18 protein-coding genes are annotated in these 18389 nt (G+C 71.2%); 13 read left to right on the top strand and 5 right to left on the bottom strand.

What is annotated here, in order from left to right:
• Position 1 precedes the first annotated feature (1 nt).
• Positions 2 to 1477, bottom strand: a complete 1476-nt coding sequence (locus BJ969_RS18340; protein WP_184480341.1) for an NCS1 family nucleobase:cation symporter-1 — start codon at positions 1475 to 1477, stop codon at positions 2 to 4.
• Between the two features lie 353 nt (positions 1478 to 1830).
• Here BJ969_RS18340 and BJ969_RS18345 point away from each other — a divergent pair, with 353 nt between their 5' ends.
• The 8 genes from BJ969_RS18345 to BJ969_RS18380 all read left to right on the top strand — a co-directional run bounded on the left by BJ969_RS18345 (position 1831) and on the right by BJ969_RS18380 (position 9308).
• Entirely contained in the window at positions 1831 to 2595 is a 765-nt protein-coding gene (locus tag BJ969_RS18345) for a bifunctional allantoicase/(S)-ureidoglycine aminohydrolase (protein ID WP_425503607.1), read from the top strand.
• Between the two features lie 99 nt (positions 2596 to 2694).
• Positions 2695 to 3603, top strand: a complete 909-nt coding sequence (locus BJ969_RS18350) for a LysR family transcriptional regulator (RefSeq protein WP_184480345.1) — start codon at positions 2695 to 2697, stop codon at positions 3601 to 3603.
• 154 nt (positions 3604 to 3757) lie between these two features.
• Complete coding sequence (locus BJ969_RS18355; protein WP_184480347.1) at positions 3758 to 5131, top strand: MFS transporter; 1374 nt, start codon at positions 3758 to 3760, stop codon at positions 5129 to 5131.
• 177 nt (positions 5132 to 5308) lie between these two features.
• The gene (locus BJ969_RS18360) at positions 5309 to 6586 is read left to right on the top strand and encodes a flavin-containing monooxygenase (protein ID WP_184480349.1); all 1278 of its coding nucleotides are present in this window, start codon (positions 5309 to 5311) and stop codon (positions 6584 to 6586) included.
• A complete protein-coding gene (locus BJ969_RS18365; protein WP_184480351.1) occupies positions 6583 to 7050 on the top strand; it encodes a RidA family protein in 468 nt (155 codons plus the stop codon). The genes BJ969_RS18360 and BJ969_RS18365 overlap by 4 nt, the downstream gene beginning before the upstream one ends.
• A complete protein-coding gene (locus tag BJ969_RS18370; RefSeq protein ID WP_184480353.1) occupies positions 7047 to 7715 on the top strand; it encodes a DUF1028 domain-containing protein in 669 nt (222 codons plus the stop codon). The genes BJ969_RS18365 and BJ969_RS18370 overlap by 4 nt, the downstream gene beginning before the upstream one ends.
• Complete coding sequence (locus BJ969_RS18375; RefSeq protein WP_184480355.1) at positions 7715 to 8857, top strand: M20 family metallopeptidase; 1143 nt, start codon at positions 7715 to 7717, stop codon at positions 8855 to 8857. The genes BJ969_RS18370 and BJ969_RS18375 overlap by 1 nt, the downstream gene beginning before the upstream one ends.
• A gap of 76 nt (positions 8858 to 8933) precedes the next feature.
• Positions 8934 to 9308 (top strand): MmcQ/YjbR family DNA-binding protein, encoded by a 375-nt coding sequence (locus tag BJ969_RS18380; protein ID WP_184480357.1) that lies wholly within the window; start codon positions 8934 to 8936, stop codon positions 9306 to 9308.
• Positions 9309 to 9569: 261 nt separating this feature from the next.
• Here the strand turns inward: BJ969_RS18380 and BJ969_RS18385 are convergent, their stop codons facing one another.
• The gene (locus BJ969_RS18385; protein ID WP_184480359.1) at positions 9570 to 10820 is read right to left on the bottom strand and encodes a saccharopine dehydrogenase family protein; all 1251 of its coding nucleotides are present in this window, start codon (positions 10818 to 10820) and stop codon (positions 9570 to 9572) included.
• Positions 10821 to 11081: 261 nt separating this feature from the next.
• Here BJ969_RS18385 and BJ969_RS18390 point away from each other — a divergent pair, with 261 nt between their 5' ends.
• The 3 genes from BJ969_RS18390 (at position 11082) to BJ969_RS18400 (ending at position 14314) form a co-directional block, all read left to right on the top strand.
• Positions 11082 to 12008, top strand: a complete 927-nt coding sequence (locus BJ969_RS18390) for a carbon-nitrogen hydrolase family protein (protein ID WP_221315874.1) — start codon at positions 11082 to 11084, stop codon at positions 12006 to 12008.
• A gap of 144 nt (positions 12009 to 12152) precedes the next feature.
• The gene (locus BJ969_RS18395; RefSeq protein ID WP_184480361.1) at positions 12153 to 12974 is read left to right on the top strand and encodes a mycofactocin-coupled SDR family oxidoreductase; all 822 of its coding nucleotides are present in this window, start codon (positions 12153 to 12155) and stop codon (positions 12972 to 12974) included.
• Between the two features lie 86 nt (positions 12975 to 13060).
• A complete protein-coding gene (locus BJ969_RS18400; protein ID WP_343071476.1) occupies positions 13061 to 14314 on the top strand; it encodes a DUF418 domain-containing protein in 1254 nt (417 codons plus the stop codon).
• Positions 14315 to 14361: 47 nt separating this feature from the next.
• On the opposite strand, the gene BJ969_RS18405 is transcribed toward BJ969_RS18400, so the two are convergent.
• Positions 14362 to 15687, bottom strand: a complete 1326-nt coding sequence (locus BJ969_RS18405; protein ID WP_184480363.1) for an MFS transporter — start codon at positions 15685 to 15687, stop codon at positions 14362 to 14364.
• A gap of 245 nt (positions 15688 to 15932) precedes the next feature.
• Between BJ969_RS18405 and BJ969_RS18410 the strand changes: the two genes are divergently transcribed.
• Positions 15933 to 16727, top strand: coding sequence for an IclR family transcriptional regulator (locus BJ969_RS18410; RefSeq protein ID WP_184480365.1), 795 nt, complete (start codon positions 15933 to 15935; stop codon positions 16725 to 16727).
• A gap of 4 nt (positions 16728 to 16731) precedes the next feature.
• Here BJ969_RS18410 and BJ969_RS18415 read toward each other — a convergent pair whose 3' ends face one another.
• Positions 16732 to 17043, bottom strand: coding sequence for an SCO4225 family membrane protein (locus BJ969_RS18415; RefSeq protein ID WP_184480366.1), 312 nt, complete (start codon positions 17041 to 17043; stop codon positions 16732 to 16734).
• Positions 17044 to 17154: 111 nt separating this feature from the next.
• Positions 17155 to 17760, bottom strand: coding sequence for a class I SAM-dependent methyltransferase (locus tag BJ969_RS18420; RefSeq protein WP_184485466.1), 606 nt, complete (start codon positions 17758 to 17760; stop codon positions 17155 to 17157).
• A 100-nt stretch (positions 17761 to 17860) separates the two neighbouring features.
• On the opposite strand from BJ969_RS18420, the gene BJ969_RS18425 reads away from it, so the two are divergent.
• A complete protein-coding gene (locus BJ969_RS18425) occupies positions 17861 to 18286 on the top strand; it encodes a pyridoxamine 5'-phosphate oxidase family protein (protein WP_184480368.1) in 426 nt (141 codons plus the stop codon).
• The last annotated feature ends 103 nt before the right edge of the window (positions 18287 to 18389 follow it).

Genomic DNA, 18389 nt, shown 5'->3' on the forward strand with positions numbered 1-18389 from the left:
CTCACTCCGCCGCCACCGCGATCGACTCGCCGTCCACGTCCCGCCCGTCGAGATGGCGATCACCGATGACGGCGTAGATCACGGCACCGAGGGCCGCGCCGATGAACCAGGAGAACCCGGACGCGGCGCCGAAGACCGGCACCAGCGCGACCACGACCGCGATCGCCGCGGCGGGCAGGAATGCCCAGACCGCCTTCGGGTTGTACCCGCGCCGGTAGTAGTACTCGCCTTCCGCGTCCTCGGTGTAGAGGTCCGGGACGTTCACGCGGGTCTTCCGCAGCAGCCAGTAGTCCGCCATGATCACGCCGAACAGCGGGCCGAGCAGCGCGCCGAGACCGCCGAGGAAGTAGTTCACCACGACCGGGCTGTCGTAGAGGTTCCACGGCAGGATCACCAGCCCGATCACGGCGCTGACCAGGCCGGCCCGCCGGAAGTTCAGGTGCCTCGGGAACAGGTTCACCAGCACGTAGATCGGCGCCACGAAGTTCGCCAGCAGGTTGACCGCGATCGTCAGGATGATGAGCGCGACCGACGCGGTCGCGAGCAGAACCATGTTGGGGATCGTCTGCACGATGTCGGTCGGGCTGGTGATCACCCGTCCGTCCAGCTTGAACTGCGCGCCGCTGAGCACGACGACGATGACGGCGAAGAAGAGCATGTTCACCGGGATGCCGACCAGGTTGCCGCGCACGATCGACCGGCGGCTCTTGGCCGAGCGGGTGAAGTCGCAGAAGTTCAGGACGAACGTCCCGTAGATCACCACCCAGAGCGCGGCGCCTTCCAGCACCTTCAGCCACATCGCCCCACCGGTGAGCGGCTGCGCCGTGGACAACGAGATCGACCAGTCCGCGCGCCAGAACATCCAGAGCGCCAAGCCGCACATCGTGATCAGCGTCGTGGGCGCCGCGATCGCCATGTACCGGCGGATCACGTGCATGCCGTAGCTGACGATGAGGACCTGCACGGCCCACAGCACGAGGAACGTGATCCAGCCGAGCAGCGACAGGCCCAGCACCGACCGGTCCTGCAACCCGCCGAGTGCGGGGAACATGGCCACCAGCAGCGTGTTGAGCACCGAGGACGCGAGGTAGGTCTGGATGCCGAACCACGCGATGGCGACGATGCCGCGCACGGCCGCCGGGAGCTGCGCTCCCCTGGTCCCGAACGCGATGCGGCTCATGACCGGGAAGGGCACACCCGCCTTGTGGCCCATGTAGCCGGACAGCGTCAGCAGCAGGAACAGCAGGACGGAAGCGAGGGCGAAGGCGGCGAGGATGCCCCACACGTTCAGCCCGAGGGCGAACAGGCCGATCGCGAACGCGTAGTTGCCGAGGCTGTGCACGTCGTTGGCCCAGAGCGTGAAGACGTTGTAGGCGCCCCAGCGGCGCCCTTCCTTCTTCGTCGGGGCCAGGTCGTAGCTGTACAAGCGGGCGCTCGGGGCGCCTTCCGGAGCTGACGGGCGGTCCGTGGCAGTCATCGAACCGCCTCCAAGCTTGCGCTCGATGTGTCCATGATGTGAGCCGATGTTTCCGCTATGTGAAAGTATACGACTGTGATTCGGAAACGGTAGCCATCGACCTGATCGCCGTCAACAGTCACCGGAGCGCGCTCGCCGAGCCGGTAAGTCGACCACGAATTCCCCCGCGGCGGGAAGTGCGGGAAGGCGAATCCGCCGCGCACGCTCGCCGTCCCCGGCCCTCGCCACCGGCCCGGCCGGTTGTGTATACATAAACGCACCCCCGGCTTCGCGCCCGCTCCACACGAGGAAGGGATCACTTGAACCAGCCGAGCTACTTCTCGCCCGAGGGCGGCCTGCCCTCGCAGTCCACGATGCTCACCGACCGCGCGGTCGTCACCGCGTCGTACACGGTCATCCCGCGCGGCGTGCTCCGCGACATCGTCACCAGCAACCTCCCCGGGTGGGACCGCACCAGGGCGTGGATCCTCGCCAAGCCGATCCAGGGGTTCTCGACGACGTTCGCGCAGTACCTCGTCGAGGTGTCACCGGGAGGCGGCAGCACCCGTCCCGAACCGGAGAGCGGCGTCGAATCGGTCGTGTTCGTGCTCTCCGGCGACCTGCGGCTGGTCATCGACGGCACCCGGCACGACCTCGCACCCGGCGGCTACGCCTACCTCCCGGCCGGTGCCGACTGGTCGGTGGCCAACGACACCGACGCGCTCGCCAGCTTCCAGTGGGTCCGCAAGGCCTACGAACCGCTCGAAGGCCACGCGCCCGCGGCGTTCGCCGTCCAGGAGCAAGACGTCGCGCCCACGCCGATGCCCGGCACCGACGGGACCTGGGCGACCACCCGGTTCGTCGACCCGAACGACCTCGCCCACGACATGCACGTCAACATCGTCACGTTCGAACCCGGCGCGGTCATCCCGTTCGCCGAGACGCACGTGATGGAGCACGGGATCTACGTGCTCGAAGGCAAGGCCGTCTACCGGCTCAACGACGACTGGGTGGAGGTCCAGGCCGGCGACTTCATGTGGTTGCGCGCCTTCTGCCCGCAGGCCTGCTACGCGGGCGGCCCCGGCAAGTTCCGGTACCTGCTCTACAAGGACGTCAACCGCCAGATCAAGCTGACCTGACCCGCTCGGCGGGCGGCTGCCGGGTGCGCGGAGAGGTCGCGGCGCGCGGGCTAGTCTGCGGCGGAGAACCGCTTCGCAACCAGCACCTCGAGGGTCGGTATGACCACGCCCGGCTTCACGCTCGTCCAGCTCCGCTACTTCATCGCCGCCGCCGAGCGCGGCTCGATGACCGCCGCCGCCGACGAGCTGCGCATCGCCCAGTCGGCGGTCTCCTCCGCCATCGCCAACCTGGAGCACGAGCTGCGCCTGCAGCTGTTCATCCGGCACCGGGCGCGCGGGCTGACCCTCACCTCCGCCGGAGAACGCCTGCTGGCCCAGGCGCGGGACCTGCTGACCCGCGCCCGCGACGTCGAGGCGGAGGCCCGCGGCAGCGGCGGCACCCTGTCGGGCCCGGTGACGATCGGCTGCTTCGTGACGCTCGCGCCGTACTACCTCCCGGCCCTGTTCGCGGCCTGCGACGAGCACCACCCGGACATCGAGCTGAACGTGGTCGAAGCCGAAGCCGAGCACCTGCACCGGGCGCTGCGCAGCGGCGGCATCGACTTCGCGCTCACCTACGGCCTGAGCGCGCCCGCCGACACCGACCTGCACCGGGAGACCATCGCCCTGGCCCCGGCCTACGTCATCGTCCCGGCCGGTCACCGCCTCGCGGACCGGGCCACGGTCGATCTCGCCGAGCTGGCGCCCGACCCGATGGTGCTGCTGGACCTGCCCTACAGCCGGGACTACTTCCGCGCCGTCGTGGCGGCCTCGGGCAGCGCTCCCGACGTGCGCTACCGCAGCCAGAGCTACGAGACGGTGCGCTCGCTGGTGGCGCAGGGCTTGGGGTACTCCCTGCTCAACCAGCGGCCGCGGACCGATCAGACCTACGGCGGCGGCGAGGTCGTGGCGCTCGAACTGCGCGGCGACCGCCCTCCGCTGGAAGTGACGATCACCGCGGTGGACGGGGTGCGCCAGACCGCCCGCGCCCAGGCCGTCATGGACCTCCTGCGCGCCATCCCCTCCTGAGCGACGGCATCTGATTTTCCGCTGCACCACAGCGGAAACATCTATTGGACGAATCCTCGCGCGCCGGGTGACGCTGTTGCGCACGAATTCGCTCCCGCCGTCGTCGCCCGGCGATCACGTCGGGGGAACGCACGATTCCCCCCAGGAGGCGCGCATGCCCACCTCGCACAACGACCCCGCGACGCCGGAGGTCGAGGTGGCCGCCGACGCGGTCGCGCTGCGCCGCAGCGTCGCGGCCGGAGCCGTCGGCGTGTTCGTGCACTGGTTCGACTGGGCGGCCTACGCCTACCTCGCCGGAACCGTCGCGACGGTGTTCTTCCCGGCCGAGAACAGCACGACCGGGCTGCTGGCCGTGTTCGGCGTGTTCGCGGTGTCGTTCGGCATCCGCCCCATCGGCGCCGCGGTGTTCGGGCCGCTGGGCGACAAGATCGGCCGCAAGCGCACCCTGTCGCTGGTCATCTTCACGATGTCGGGGGCGACGCTGGGGATCGGCCTGCTGCCCGGCTACGCCTCGATCGGCATCGCCGCTCCGGTGCTGCTGGTGGTCCTGCGGATGGTGCAGGGCTTCGCCGCAGGCGGGGAATTCGGCAGCGCGGCGAGCTTCCTGTCCGAGAGCGCACCCCGGCGGCGACGCGGCTTCGGCGTCAGCTGGCTGGAAGTCGGCTCGCTGCTGGGTTTCCTGGCCGGCTCCTTCACGTTCCTGCTGCTGTCGGTGGGACTCGACGACGGGCAGCTGACCTCGTGGGGCTGGCGCATCCCGTTCCTCATCTCCGCGCCGCTGGGCATCATCGGCTTCATCATCCGCAGCAAGATCGAGGACACCCCGGAGTACCGGGCGCTCGAAGCCAACGACACCGTCCCGCGCAGCCCGGCGAAGGAGTTGCTGCGCACCAACAAGCGGGAACTGCTCCAGGCCGCCGGTCTGATGACGGCCATGCACGTGCCGTTCTACGTGGTGCTGACCTACCTGGTCACCTACGAGACCGATCACCTCGGGCACTCCGACGGCAGCGCCGCGCTGCTGTCGACGGCGATCTCGCTGCTGGGACTGGTGCTGGTCCCGGTGTTCGGACGCCTGTCCGACCGCGTCGGGCGCAAGCCGGTGTTCGTCGGTGCCTGCGCGGCGCTGCTGGTGCTGGCCACGCCCGCGTTCCTGCTCATGCGCTCCGGATCGGCCGGGACCTGGGTCGCCGGTCTGCTGCTGGGCGTGGTCCTCGCGGCGATCCTCGGCACCTACGCGGTGTGGTCGGCGGAGATCTTCCCGACGCGCACCCGCCAGAGCGGCCTGTCCATCGCGTACAACGTGACCGCCGCGCTGTTCGCCGGGACGGTGCCCTACGTGATGACCGTGCTCATCTCCGCGACCGGCAGCACCCTCGTGCCCGGCCCGTACATGATGGTGTTCGCCGTCGGCGGCCTCATCGCCGCGCTGTCGCTCAAGGAGACCGCCGGGAACGCGCTGCTGCGCCCGGAGGACGTCGGCCCCGCACCGGTAGGACGACGGCGGGACCCGGTCGACGCGCGGTAGGCGGATTCTTCTTGGCGCGCAACGGGAAGTCCGTTCCCGCGGCCGTCCGCATCGGAAAAATCGAACCAGTGCAGCGAGAACATCTGTTGGACGGAAGTGCCGCGGTGTTCGAGGATTTTCCCGCGGTGGCGCGGTGAACTCGACGCCGGGCCGACCACCGCCGGAGCGGAGGTTGACATGTCGATCGAAGAGACCGAGGTGGTCGTCGTCGGGGCCGGCCAGGCCGGTGTGGCGATGAGCGAACACCTCGGTGCGCACGGGGTGCCGCACCTCGTGCTCGAACGGGACCGCATCGCCGAGCGGTGGCGTTCGCAGCGGTGGGATTCCCTGGTGGCCAACGGACCCGCGTGGCACGACCGCTTCCCCGGACTGGAATTCGCCGCGGTGGCCCCCGATTCCTTCGCTTCGAAGGACGAGGTCGCGGACTACTTCGCCGAGTACGCGCGGCGGATCGACGCACCGATCCGGTGCGGCGTCGAGGTGACCTCGGTGCGCAAGAACGCCGGCGCGCCCGGATTCCGGGTCGAGACCTCGGACGGCGCCATCGACGCGCGCTTCGTCGTGGCCGCGACCGGACCGTTCCAGCGGCCGGTGATCCCGCCGATCGTCCCGGACGACGCCGTCGCCACGCAGCTGCATTCGAGCGGGTACCGCAATCCCGGCCGGCTGCCCGAGGGCGCGGTCCTCGTCGTCGGAGCCGGTTCGTCGGGCGTGCAGATCGCCGAGGAACTGCGCCGGTCCGGTCGCCGCGTGCTGCTGTCGGTCGGCCCGCACGACCGCCCTCCCCGCCGGTACCGGGGCCGCGACTTCTGCTGGTGGCTGGGCGTGCTCGGGTTCTGGGACGCCGACACCCCGCCGCAGGGCGCCGAGCACGTGACCATCGCGGTCAGCGGAGCCGGTGGCGGGCGCACGGTGGACTTCCGCGCCCTCGCGGACGCGGGGATCGAGCTGGTCGGCATGACGTCCTCGTACGACGGCGGGAAGCTGCGCTTCGCACCGGACCTCGCCGCGAACATCGAGCTCGGCGACGCGAAGCACCTCGACCTGCTGCGCGCCGCGGACGAGTACGTCGAGCGCAACGGCCTCGACCTGCCCGCGGAACCGGAAGCGCACGTCCTCGGCCCGCTGCCGGGCAGCGCGACCGATCCCCTGCTCGAACTCGACCTGGCCGAAGCCGATGTCACCTCGATCGTCTGGGCCACCGGCTTCGCCACCGACTACGGCTGGTTGCAGGTCGACGCGTTCGACGAGAACGGCCGGCCGGATCAGCGCCGCGGCGTGTCCGCCGAAGCCGGCGTGTACTTCCTGGGCCTGCCCTGGTTGTCGCGCCGCGGGTCCAGCTTCATCTGGGGCGTGTGGCACGACGCCCGCTACGTCGCCGACCACATCTCCACCCAGCGGGGTTACCTCGCCCAGCACACCCCCGACCGGTCCACCGACAGGAGCAGCCGATGACCTCCACGAGCGAGGGGAACCAGGTGAACGCCCCGATCGTCGCAGGCGGACACACGCGGATCCGCCCCTTCAACACCCGCGACACCTATCCCGAGCAGAGCCTGGACAACGACCTGTGCCAGGCGGTCGTCGCCGGGAACACGATCTACGTGCGCGGGCAGATCGGGCAGGACCTCGACACCAGCGAATCGGTCGGCGTCGGCGACGTCGCGGCCCAGGCCGAGCGGGCGATGGCCAACATCGACCTGCTGCTGCGGGAGTCCGGGGCTCGGATGGAGCACCTCGTCAAGCTGACGATCTACCTCGTCGATCCGCGCTACCGCGAAGCGGTCTACCGCGTCGTGGGCCGCTGGACCCGCGGCGTGCACCCGATCTCCACCGGTGTGGTGGTCTCCGCGCTCGCCCGGCCCGAGTGGCTGGTCGAGGTCGACGCCGTCGCCGTGCTCCCCGGAGGTGCGCGATGACGTTCTCCGTGCTGGGCACCGACGGCACCGGCGCCGTCGGCATCGCCGTGACGTCCTCCAGCCCCGCCGTGGCCGCCCGCTGCATCCACCTGCGCGCGGGCGTGGGCGGGGCCTCCTCGCAGAACGTCACCGACCCGCGGCTGGGGTCGGAGCTCCTGGACGCGCTGGCGTCCGGAGCCGGGGCGCGCGACGCGCTGGCCGCGGTCGTCGAGGGCCGCGAGCTGATCGAGCACCGCCAGCTCACCGTCCTCGAACCGGGCGGCGACGGCGCCGTGTACTCCGGCGCCGAATCCCTCGGCGTGCACCGGGATCGCGTCGGTGCGCGGGTCGTCGCCGCCGGGAACATGCTGCGCTCGCCCGAGGTCGTCGACGCCGTCGTGGACTCCTTCGAGAATTCCGGCGGTGAGCTCGAAGACCGCCTGCTGCGCGCGCTCGAAGCCGGTTCCGCCGCCGGTGGCGAGGCGGGCCCGGTGCACTCCGCCGGGCTCTCCGTCGTGCGCGAAGTGGCGTGGCGCGAAACCGACCTGCGGGTCGACTGGAGCGACGACCCGATCGGCGACCTCCGGGCGCTGCTCGACCGCTGGCTGCCGCAGCGCGACGACTACGTGACGCGCGCGCTCAACCCCGCTTCCGCGCCGTCGTACGGCGTCCCCGGGGACGAGTGATGGCCGGGATCGACGCGGCGAAGAAGCGGGCCGCCGGCACCGTCGCCGGTGATGCCGAACGGCTCATCCGGCTCTCCGAACAGCTCCACGCCCACCCGGAAACGGCGTGGGAGGAGCACCGCTCGGCGCGCTGGGTGGCCGATTCCCTGGCGGAGGCGGGCTTCACGATCACGCCCGCGTACCTCGGATTCGACACCGCGTTCCTCGCGACCTTCGGCAGCGGCCCGTTCCGCCTCGGGCTCTGCGCGGAGTACGACGCGCTGCCCGGCCTCGGGCACGCGTGCGGGCACAACCTGATCGCGGCGATCACCGCGGGCGCCGCGCGGGCCCTGGCACCGCTCGCGGACACCGCCGGGCTGACCATCGAGGTCTACGGCACTCCCGCCGAGGAGGGCGGTGGCGGCAAGGTCGAACTGCTGGAGCGCGGCGCGTTCGCCGGGCTCGACCTGGCGATGATGGCGCACCCGGCTCCCGTCGACGTCGCGGAGGCGGAACCGTTCGCCGTGTCGCACTCGCACGTCTCCTTCCGCGGCAAGGCTTCCCACGCCGCGGCCTACCCCGAGCAGGGCGTCAACGCGGCCGACGCGTTCACCGTCGCCCAGGTCGCGATCGGCCTGCTGCGCCAGCAGTTGCCGCACACCGTGCGCGTCCACGGCGTGATGACCAACGGCGGTGAGGCTCCGAACGCGATCCCCGCGCGCACCGAAGGGCGCTGGTACGTCCGGGCCGAGGACTCCGCGCAGCTGGCCGAGACCGAGGAGAAGGTTTGGCGCTGCTTCGAAGCGGGCGCCCTCGCCACCGGGGCCTCGCTCGAGGTCACGCCGGAGAGCAAGCCCTACGCGGAGTTCCGCACCTACCGGCCGGCGCTGGACGCCTACGTCCGCAACGCCGAGGAGCTCGGCCGCACCTTCGGCCGGGACCCGGTGGCGCGGCGGATGAACCGCGCGTCCACCGACATGGGCAACGTGTCCCAGGTGGTGCCGGCGATCCACCCCTACGTGGGGATCGGTTCGCTCCCGGCGCTGAACCACCAGCCGGAGTTCGCCGCCCACTGCGTCGGCGGTGACGCCGAGAAGGCCCTCGTGGACGCCGCCACCGCGCTCGCGTGGACCGCCCTCGACGTCGCGACCGGCGTCCGCTGAACACCCGTCGTCCGGTCGCGCCACCCGCGCCGGACGACGGGTCACCACCGTCGGGGGTGACGATTACCCTCGCGCCATGACGCCCCACGAGCTCAAAGCCGCGTGCCTGGCCATGCCCGGCGCCCGGGAGGAGTTCCCGTTCGACGAGCACAACAGCGTCTTCAAGGTCGCCGGGAAGCTCTTCGCGATCAGCAGGCTCGACGCGGATCCGCTGCGGGTGAGCCTGAAGTGCGAGCCGGACCTGGCGGTGTCCCTGCGCACGAGCTACCCGAGCGCCGTCGGCCCCGGCTACCACCTGAACAAGCGCCACTGGAACACCGTCGTCGTCAACGACGCGGTCCCGGACCCCCTCGTCCGCGACATGATCGAGGACTCCTACGACCTGGTCGTCGCCGGCCTGCCGCGCCGCGAACAGGACAAGCTCCACTGGCTCAAGATCCGCCACGGCTGACCTAGGCGGCCGCCGCAAGAACCGGAGACCGTCCTAGGGGTTCTTTCGAACTGATCTTTTAATCGTTGTCCTGTCAGCGGCGAAGCCGCTGAGCAGCGACCACCTACGCAGCCGGACCACCCGCGGGTTCTCAGCGGTTTCCTCGCGAGGACAGCTTTTTTCCTCGTGGCGGAGCCACTTGGAAAAAAGATCCCGCAGCGAGGAAACCGTGAGGTTCCGCCACCCGACCCCTACTCACGCCGAGATCAAAGACGAAGGAAGTCAGCCGACGCGGTCGACGGCGAGGTCTACTCCTGCGGCGCGGAGCCGGTCGACGAGCACGTCGCCCATCGCCGTGGCCGGGGTGAGCACGCCTGCCCGCTCGGGCAGCGCGTCGCGGTGCAGCGCCAGGGACAGGGCGCTCTCGCCGAGCATCACCGCGGTCGCCTTGTAACCGGGGTCGCCTTGCGCGCGGAACCGCGAGCGGTAGCGGGCTCCGGTCGTCGTGGTCGTGTACGTCTCGGTGGTGAAGTGCCCCTGTTCGCGGGTCTGCTCGTTCGGGCCCTCCCCCGCCTTCGGCAGGATCCGGTCGAGCACCGAACGCACCGGTTTGATCGCCATGGCGCCGAGGAACAACGCGGTTCCCGCGCTGACGGCACCGGCGACGACCGTCGAGACCACCGGCGTCCGGCCGACGGCCATGGTCTCGCCGTAGTGGAAGTCGCTGCCGTAGGCGCCGTCGAGCAGCGCGTTGGAGCGGCGCACGATGCGGGTGTTGTGGCTGGCCATGAAGAACGGGGCGAGGGTTCCGCTGAGGCCGGGGTCGACCTTGGACGCGTCGACCAGCGCCATGTCCCCGGGCTCCTCGGAGCGCTTCACGCGGGCGCGCTCACCGGGCCCGGTCGACAGCGCGTGCGGGTTGCCCAGGACGCGCCGGACCGCCGGGTCCGAGGCCTGCTGCGCGATCACCCGCATCGAGTCGATCGTGCCGCCGCTCACGCCGCCGCGGAGCTTGCGCACGACCATGGTGGTGCCGGTCAGCTCACCGGCGCCGTCTTCCTGGACCTTCTTGTGCAGCACGTACGCGCCGAGGTCCGAGGGCACGGAGTCGAACCCGCAGGAGTGCACGATGCGGGCACCGCTGGCGGTGGCCCGGTCGGCGAACTCGTCGATGCAGCGGCGGACGAACGGCACCTCACCGGTGAGGTCCACGTAGTCGGTACCGGCGTCCGCGCAGGCGGCCACGAGTCCTTCGCCGTAGCGCAGGTAGGGGCCCACCGTGGTGCACACGACCCTGGTGCGGCCCGCCATCTCCTGCAGGGCGGCGGCGTCGTTGGTGTCGGCGATGATCAGCGGCCACTCACCGGCGGGGGCGGGCAGCTCCCCGCGGATCCGCGCCAGCTTGCTCTCGCTGCGCCCGGCCAGGGCGATCTTGGTCCCGGCCGGTGCGTGCTCGGCCAGGTACAACGCGGTGAGCCGGCCCACGAATCCGCTGGCACCGAACACGACAACGTCGAACTCGCGATCGCTCATCCGTCACGCCTTCCTTCGGGGTGGCCCTGCCCGGCCGGTGATCACGGCCCGCGGTCTGCTCGTCCGCCGCGGAGCGCCACCGGCACCATAACGCCGCACACCCTCCCGCAGAGCACCACCACCGCCCCCACGATCGCGACGATGATCACGCTTCTCGCAGGGGGCGGGACACGCGGCGTCATCGGGTGCGGACACGCCGTAGCCGCCGCGACGCGGGCAAAACGGGCTGAGCCGGACCGCCGGGGCGGGCACCATGGGCGGATGGTGGCGATCAGCGTGGCGACGTGCCAGTTCGCGGTGAGCGGGGACGTCTCGGCCAACCTCCGCAACGTCGTCGAGCAGCTGCGGGTGGCGAAGCGGCGGGGTGCCCACGTCGCCCACTTCCCCGAGGGAGCGCTGTCGGGTTACGCGGGCTGCGACTTCGACTCGTTCGACGGGTTCGACTGGGCGGGCCTGCGATCCGCGACGCTCCGCGTGCTGGAGCTGGCTCGCGAGCTGGGGATCTGGGTCGTGCTCGGCTCCGCGCACCGGCTCGGTGACGGCCTCGCGCCGCACAACAGCCTGTACGTGATCGACGACCGCGGGCGGCTGGTGGACCGCTACGACAAGCGCTTCTGCTCCGGGGACGCGGAAGGCCGCACCGGCGACCTCGCTCACTACAGCCCCGGCGACCACGCCAGCACTTGGGAGATCGGGGGCGTGCCGTGCGGAGCGCTGATCTGCTACGACTACCGATTCCCCGAGCTGCACCGGGAGTACGCGAAGCGCGGGGTGCGGCTGCTGTTCCACTCCTTCCACACCGGGAACGCGACACCGGAGCGGCTCGCGGCCATCGGAGCCGCGATCGGTCCCGAGCACGAGCGGCTGAACCCGGCCGCGACGTTCACCTACCCCGGCATCACCATGCCCGCCGCGATGACGGCGGTGGCCGCCAGCGACCACGTGTGGATCAGCTGCCCCAACTCGTCCGCGCCGGAGAGCTCGTGGCCCGCGTTCTTCGTCCGCGCCGACGGCGTCCACGTCGGGCGGCTCCGCCGCGGCGAACCCGGCGTCCTCCTCTCCACTGTGGACACCGAGGAGGATCTTTACGACTCCACCGGCCCGTGGCGCCACAACGCGCTCACCGGCCACCTCCACAGCGGCACCCCCGTCGACCACCCGAGATCAACCGACCGAACCTCCCTGTGAACCCGGCCGGATCGAGTCGGCTCGTTTCAGGCTTGTGGCGGATGTTCGCCCGCGGTCGGGCGTTCTAGCGTGTCGGGCGGCCAGAAGTCGGGCGGTGCCGCCTGGCTCCGGGACGGCGACGACCCACGAGTGGGGTGATCACGGATGAACGCCGGTGTGGTCAGCGGAAAGGTCGCCGTCGTCACGGGTGCCGCTCGCGGCCAGGGGCGCTCGCACGCCCTGCGTCTCGCCGACGAGGGCGCGCACGTCGTGGCCGTCGACATCTGCGAACCGATCGACTCGGTGCCGTACCCGATGGCCACGGCCGAAGAGCTGGCCGAGACGGCCTCGCTGGGGAAGGACGGCCGCATCCGTGCCGTCCGCGCCGACGTCCGCGACGGCGACGGCCTCGCCGACGGCGTGGCGCGGGCGGTCGCGGAGCTCGGCGGCCGGGTCGACATCGCGGTCGCCAACGCCGCCGTGTCCACGATCCGCCCGGCCGCCGGAATCCCGCCCGAGCGGATCTGGCGCGACGTCGTCGACATCAACATGACCGGCGTCTGGCACACCGTGGAGGCGTGCGCGCCGCACATGGGCGCGGGCGGTTCGATCGTCCTGATCGGCTCGACGGCGGGGATCAAAGGCCTCGTCGGAGCACCCGGCACGGCCGCGACGCTCGCCTACACCGCCGCGAAGCACGGCGTCGTCGGGCTGATGCGCGCCTACTCGGCCCGGTTCGCGAAGTCGTCGATCCGCGTGAACGTCGTGCACCCCACCGGAGTGCGCACGCCGATGCTGGACAACCCGGATCTGGCGTCGTACTTCCACGAGAACCCGGCGGACGCCGCGATGCTGGTGAACGCACTGCCCGTCGACGTCGTCGAACCCGCCGACATCACTGAGGCCGTCGTGTGGCTCGCATCCGACGCGTCCCGCTACGTGACCGGTACCGCGCTCCCCGTCGACGCGGGCTTCGGCGTGCTCTGAAGCCGTTGCGGAAAGCCGAGGGTTGAGCATGCCGTGAGGGCACGGTCTTTCATGGGCGGGTCCGCCCTCGAGAGGAGCCCGTTCCCGTGCCCACCACGACCACCCCACCACTACCCGCGTCCGGTGCCGCGGCGCCCGCGCTGCCGACGCCGCTGCGCGATCGGGCGCTCGCACCGGACCTCGCGCGCGGCATGATGCTGCTGCTCATCGCCTTGGCGCACACCCCGTGGTTCCTGTTCACGGCGACCATCGGCGTGACGCTGATGCACCCGGCCGACGGCGGCGTGGCCGATCGGATCGCGCAGGCGTTCACGATCATCGTGGTCGACGCCCGGACGCACACGATGTTCGCGTTCCTGTTCGCCTACGGCATCGGGCAGCTCCACGCGCGGCAGATCGCCGGTGGCACCTCGGAACGCGACGCGCGGCGGCTGCTGCGGACCCGGCACCTGTGGATGCTCGGATTCGGCCTGGTGCACGCGGTTCTGCTGTGGCAGGGCGACATCCTCGGCACCTACGGGCTGATGGGGTTGCTGTTCGTGCCGCTGTTCTTCAAGCGCCGCGACCGCACCCTGAAGATCTGGATCGCCGTGCTGCTGGGCCTCGGCGCCGCGTTCAGCGCCGCCATGGCGATGCTCCCCGCCGGCGGCGCCGCCCCGGCGCCGAACCTGCAGCAGCTCACGGTCGCCGAAGGCGACTACGTCACCTCGATGCTGCTGCGCCTGACCGCGTGGGCGCCGAGCCTGCTCTCCGGCATCGCCACGCTCGCGCTGCCGACGGCGTTCCTGATCGGCCTGCTGGCCGCGCGGCACCGGGTGCTCGAAGAGCCGTCGCGGCACCTCCCGCTGCTGCGCGGCACCGCCGTCATCGGGATCGCGGTCGGCTGGAGCGCCGGTGCCGTGCAGGCGCTCGTGCACATCGGCGTGCTGGACCTGCCCAATCCGGCCGCGTTCGGGATGGTGCACTTCTACACGGGCATCTTCGCCGGGGTCGGTTACGCGGCCCTGTTCGGCCTCGTCGCGCACCGGTTCGCGGCGCGCGGCACGACCCCGCCGCTGCCGGTGCGCGCGCTGGTCTCGCTGGGGCGGCGATCGCTGAGCGGCTACCTGGCGCAGTCGGTGGTGTTCGTGCCGGTGCTGGCGGCGTGGGGCTTCGCGCTCGGCGCTCAGCTGTCGAGCTGGTCGGCGCTGTGCGTCGGCGTCGGCACCTGGCTGCTGACCGTCGTCGTGGCGCACGCCCTCGACCGCGCGGGCGTGCGCGGCCCGGCGGAAACGCTGCTTCGGAAGCTGACGTACCGCTCGGCGCGCCGACGTGCCCGGAAGGCGCCGAGCGCGGCTTGATCGGACGGCGGGGCGCTCGACGTGCGACGTCGAGCGCCCCGCTCGTGCTACCGCTCCGTGGAGATCTCGGTCAGGGTGCGCCCGGCGGTCTCCGGTGCCAGCGCCTGCGACACCAGAGCACCCACCACGCAGATCCCGGCCGCGACGAGCATCGTCGTGCCCGCACCGAGGTCCTGCATGGACCAGGGGAACAGGAAGGTGCCGATGGCGGCGCCGACGCGGCTGATCGCGGTCGCGAAACCGGTCCCGATGCCGCGCAGTTCGGTGGGCAGCACCTCGCCGGGGTAGACACCGGTGAGCGCGGTGCACATCGCGTTGGCGAAGGCGAAGACCAGGAAGCAGCCCAGCACGACCAGCGGCGGCGCCGAAGCCCACAGCGCGATGACGACGAGCACCGCCGCGCACACCCACTGCTGCGGGATGGTCAGCTTGCGGCGCCCGATCCGTTCGATGAGCAGGCAGGACACGACGACGCCGAGCAGCGCGACGCCGTTGACGCCGATGGCGCCGACGAGCCCGTCCTCCCCGAGGCCGTAGTGCGCCAGGACGCTGGCGGAGAACGTGGCGATGGCGAAGTACGGCGTCACGGTGCAGAACCAGAACACCGAGATGAACGTGGTGGCCCGCCAGTACCGCGACGAGAACAGCATCCGGAACGTGCCCTGGCGCTGCTGCTCGCCGGTGATGTCGGCGCGGTCCGCCTGGTCCTCGATCCAGGTGTCCGCGATCCGCCGCGCCTCTTCGACGCGGCCCTTGCTCATCAACCAGCGCGGCGATTCCGGCACGCCCAGCCTGCCGAAGAACAGGATCACGGCCGGGACGGTGCTCGTCCCGAGGATCACCCGCCAGTCCGCGTCCAGCGCCGTCAGCGCGAAACCGACCACGAAGGCGACCACGAATCCGATGTACCAGGCCACTTCCGCGAACGACAGGCACCGGCCGCGCAACCGCGCGGGCGCGAACTCCGCCATCAGCGGCCAGCTGATCGAGTACTCGGCGCCGATCGCCACGCCCATCAGCAGCCGCACGACGAACAGCTGCCAGCTGGAGTCGACGAAGAACTGCAGCACCGAACCGACCACGAACATGGCCAGGTCGATCGTGAACATCGGCTTGCGGCCGAACTTGTCCGCGGCCCAGCCGCCCAGCGGCCCGCCCGCGAAGATGCCGATCAGCGCCGCGGCCCCAATCAGCCCCTCGCCGTACACGGACATGTCCAGGTCGGTGGTGATGGCGCCGATCACGGTGCCGACGATGCCCAGGACGTAGCCGTCGATGAACATCCCGCCGGCGACGACGATGGTCAGCCTGATCAGGAATCGCTTCCTGTCGACCGAACTGCGCGGGGTGTCCGCGACTGAGTTGTAGGTCACCGGCTCGTTTCCTTCCCGCGTGGAGGACTTCGAAACCGGCCACGCCCGGCATTGCCGCACGGGTTTATAGCGCGACGCCTCGACCCCGCCCGCACTCGGGGCCGTTCCCCGCGGCGCGGGTGACCCGCCCCGCACGACAGGCCACCCCGAGCAGCACGCGTCCACTTTGTGAACGCGGCTGTTAGGGTGGGCGCACGGCAGGTCCAGGGGCCGGATGCGCTCCTCGTAGCGGGAGGCGGAAGCGGATGGGCGAGGCACCCGAGCAATCGGGGATGGTCAACAAATCGGTGACCAAAGCCGTCCGGTTGCTCCGCGAGCTGGCCGCCCAACCGCGGACCGGGGCCACCGTCACCACGCTCGCGAAGGCGGCGGGACTGAGCAGGCCGACGGCGTTCCGGCTGCTGCACAGCCTCGAACAGGGCGGTCTCGTCGACCGCATCGACACCAACTACGTCCTCGGCTGGGAACTGGCGCGGCTCGGCCGCAACGCGGACCCGTACGCGGGCCTGGTGGCGCACGCGCAGCCGCTGCTGCAGGAACTGGCCGACGAGTTCAACGAGTCGGTGACGCTGTCCATCCCGAACGCGCAGGACGGCCTGGACCTGGTCGCCGAAGCCGCGGGCTCGCACGTGGTCGGCGTGCTGTCGCAGAACATGGTCGGCAGGCACTACCCGATGCACGCGAGCTCCACCGGCAAGGTCCTGCTCGCCGAGCAGTCGGCCGATCAGCTGTGCCGGACGCTGCCGGTGGAGCTCGAAGCCTTCACCCCGCACACCATCACCGACCGGGCGGCGCTGCTCGTGGAACTCGGGCAGGTCCTGGAGCAGGGCTTCGCGACCATCGACAACGAGCTGGAGCCCGAGCTGCTGTCGCTGTCGCGCCCGATCCGGGACAGCGCCGGGACGTTGGTGGCGATCCTCACCCTCAACGGTCCGCGGAGCCGCTTCGGCCGCGCCCGCATTCCCGAAGCGCTGCACAAGATGCAGAGCACCGTCGACCGGCTCGCGGAGCTGTTCTGGCGCGACTCGGAGAGCGCGTGAGCGGTCACGCGCCGCGGCGCACCTCGCTCGGGGTGCCGCAGTAGGCGATGCCGAGCAGCACGGCCTGGAAGACGGCGGCGAACGCGACGCCGGCCCACAGCCACGGCCCCTCCAGCTGGACGAACACCAGCGAGGTCGGCGCCGTGACGAGGAATCCCCAGATCCCGGCCAGGCTCGCGTCGGCCCGGTCGACCAGCAGCGCGTCCGCGGCGGTCCACACCCACACCGCGGACACCAGCGTCAGGTAGCCCAGTCCCGCCGGGTTGAACAGGTACCGGTGGAATGCCGCGGCCCAAGAGCGCTGCGAGCCGTGCATGGGAGACCTCCTGGAAGACGATCACTGGAACCGATCTCCACTATCCCGGCGGGACGGTTTCGACCGCATGAGCAGTTCTACCCATCCCCACCGACGATCACGCGCGTCGCGTCATCCGCGGCTCAGCAGCGCGACGAGGAACTCGGAGTCCGCGGCGAGCGGGCGCAAGTCCCAAGTGGACAGCTTCAGCTCGACCGCCAGGCCGGATTCCGCGGCGTCCGCGAAGAATTCGTCGAACCCGTAGCCCCGCCCGGCGCCGAACCCGACCGCGACGCGCCCCTGCGGCGCGAGGTGTTCGCGGAACCGCCGCAGCACCGCGCCGCGCGTGCTCGGCGCGAGGAACGGCAGCACGTTCCCGGCGCACACGATCACGTCGAACGGCTCGGTGACGCCGCGCGCCGGGAGGTCCAGCTCGGCCAGGTCGCCGACGAGCCAGCGCGGGCCGGGGTGATCGTGCTCGGCGGCGGCGATCAGCTCCGGGTCGACGTCGACGCCGACGACCTCGTGGCCCGCCGCGGCCAGCGCGGACCCGACCCTGCCGGGGCCGCAGCCCGCGTCGAGGACGCGCGCGCCGCGGGGGACCATCGCGTCCACCATCCGGGCCTCACCGGCGAGGTCGTCGCCGGCCCGCGCCATGCCGCGGATCCGCTCGACGTACCAGGCGGAGTGCCCGGGATCGGCCGCCACCTTCCGCATCCACATGCTCTGCTCGACCATGTCCCCATCCTCCTCGACCGGTACGCGGGAGCGGCAGGGCGCTCGCACTTCCGGTTCGTCGATCGCGCGATCGTCGGTGCCCGCCGCTACCTTCCGTGCCATGGCTTTGACTGCACAGGAACGAGAGCAATTCCTCGCCGAACCGCACATCGGGGCGCTCGCGGTGGCGCAAGCGTCCGATCGGGCGCCGCTGACGGTGCCGATCTGGTACCAGTACTCCCCCGGCGGCGAGCTGTGGATCTACACGGGCCCGGAGTCGCGGAAGGCGCGGGCGATCCGCGACGCGGGCCGCTTCAGCCTGATGGTGCAGCGGACGGCGCCGTCGGTCCGCTACGTCTCGGTGGAAGGTCCGGTCGTCCGGACCGAGGCGGGATCTCCGGACCGTTCCCATGAGATGGCGCACCGCTACCTGCCGCCGGATCGGGCCGCCGAATTCATGGAGTACGAGCGGACCCGGCTCGGCGAGCACGTGGTGATCTACATGCGCCCGGAGCACTGGCTGTCGGCGGACCTCGGCTCGGTGTAGCGGATCCGCGCCGCTCCTCGACCGGGGGCCACCGGTGCTCCGGGGCGAGGAGCGCGCCCGTTCACACTTTAAGTCATCCAACTTAGCCAGGTGTAGCGTGGTG

Origin of the sequence: Saccharopolyspora gloriosae (assembly GCF_014203325.1) — a bacterium.
Lineage (GTDB): Bacteria > Actinomycetota > Actinomycetes > Mycobacteriales > Pseudonocardiaceae > Saccharopolyspora_C > Saccharopolyspora_C gloriosae.

What these genes read in the sequence shown, in the direction of transcription:
- BJ969_RS18355 (WP_184480347.1), top strand. Translation starts at nt 3,758, where the DNA reads ATGCCCACCTCGCACAACGACCCCGCGACGCCGGAGGTCGAGGTGGCC.
- BJ969_RS18410 (WP_184480365.1), top strand. Translation starts at nt 15,933, where the DNA reads ATGGGCGAGGCACCCGAGCAATCGGGGATGGTCAACAAATCGGTGACC.
- BJ969_RS18345 (WP_425503607.1), top strand. Translation starts at nt 1,831, where the DNA reads ATGCTCACCGACCGCGCGGTCGTCACCGCGTCGTACACGGTCATCCCG.
- BJ969_RS18390 (WP_221315874.1), top strand. Translation starts at nt 11,082, where the DNA reads ATGGTGGCGATCAGCGTGGCGACGTGCCAGTTCGCGGTGAGCGGGGAC.
- BJ969_RS18350 (WP_184480345.1), top strand. Translation starts at nt 2,695, where the DNA reads ATGACCACGCCCGGCTTCACGCTCGTCCAGCTCCGCTACTTCATCGCC.
- BJ969_RS18380 (WP_184480357.1), top strand. Translation starts at nt 8,934, where the DNA reads ATGACGCCCCACGAGCTCAAAGCCGCGTGCCTGGCCATGCCCGGCGCC.
- BJ969_RS18360 (WP_184480349.1), top strand. Translation starts at nt 5,309, where the DNA reads ATGTCGATCGAAGAGACCGAGGTGGTCGTCGTCGGGGCCGGCCAGGCC.
- BJ969_RS18370 (WP_184480353.1), top strand. Translation starts at nt 7,047, where the DNA reads ATGACGTTCTCCGTGCTGGGCACCGACGGCACCGGCGCCGTCGGCATC.
- BJ969_RS18340 (WP_184480341.1), bottom strand. Translation starts at nt 1,477, where the DNA reads ATGACTGCCACGGACCGCCCGTCAGCTCCGGAAGGCGCCCCGAGCGCC.
- BJ969_RS18425 (WP_184480368.1), top strand. Translation starts at nt 17,861, where the DNA reads ATGGCTTTGACTGCACAGGAACGAGAGCAATTCCTCGCCGAACCGCAC.
- BJ969_RS18420 (WP_184485466.1), bottom strand. Translation starts at nt 17,760, where the DNA reads ATGGTCGAGCAGAGCATGTGGATGCGGAAGGTGGCGGCCGATCCCGGG.
- BJ969_RS18395 (WP_184480361.1), top strand. Translation starts at nt 12,153, where the DNA reads ATGAACGCCGGTGTGGTCAGCGGAAAGGTCGCCGTCGTCACGGGTGCC.
- BJ969_RS18385 (WP_184480359.1), bottom strand. Translation starts at nt 10,820, where the DNA reads ATGAGCGATCGCGAGTTCGACGTTGTCGTGTTCGGTGCCAGCGGATTC.
- BJ969_RS18375 (WP_184480355.1), top strand. Translation starts at nt 7,715, where the DNA reads ATGGCCGGGATCGACGCGGCGAAGAAGCGGGCCGCCGGCACCGTCGCC.
- BJ969_RS18365 (WP_184480351.1), top strand. Translation starts at nt 6,583, where the DNA reads ATGACCTCCACGAGCGAGGGGAACCAGGTGAACGCCCCGATCGTCGCA.
- BJ969_RS18415 (WP_184480366.1), bottom strand. Translation starts at nt 17,043, where the DNA reads ATGCACGGCTCGCAGCGCTCTTGGGCCGCGGCATTCCACCGGTACCTG.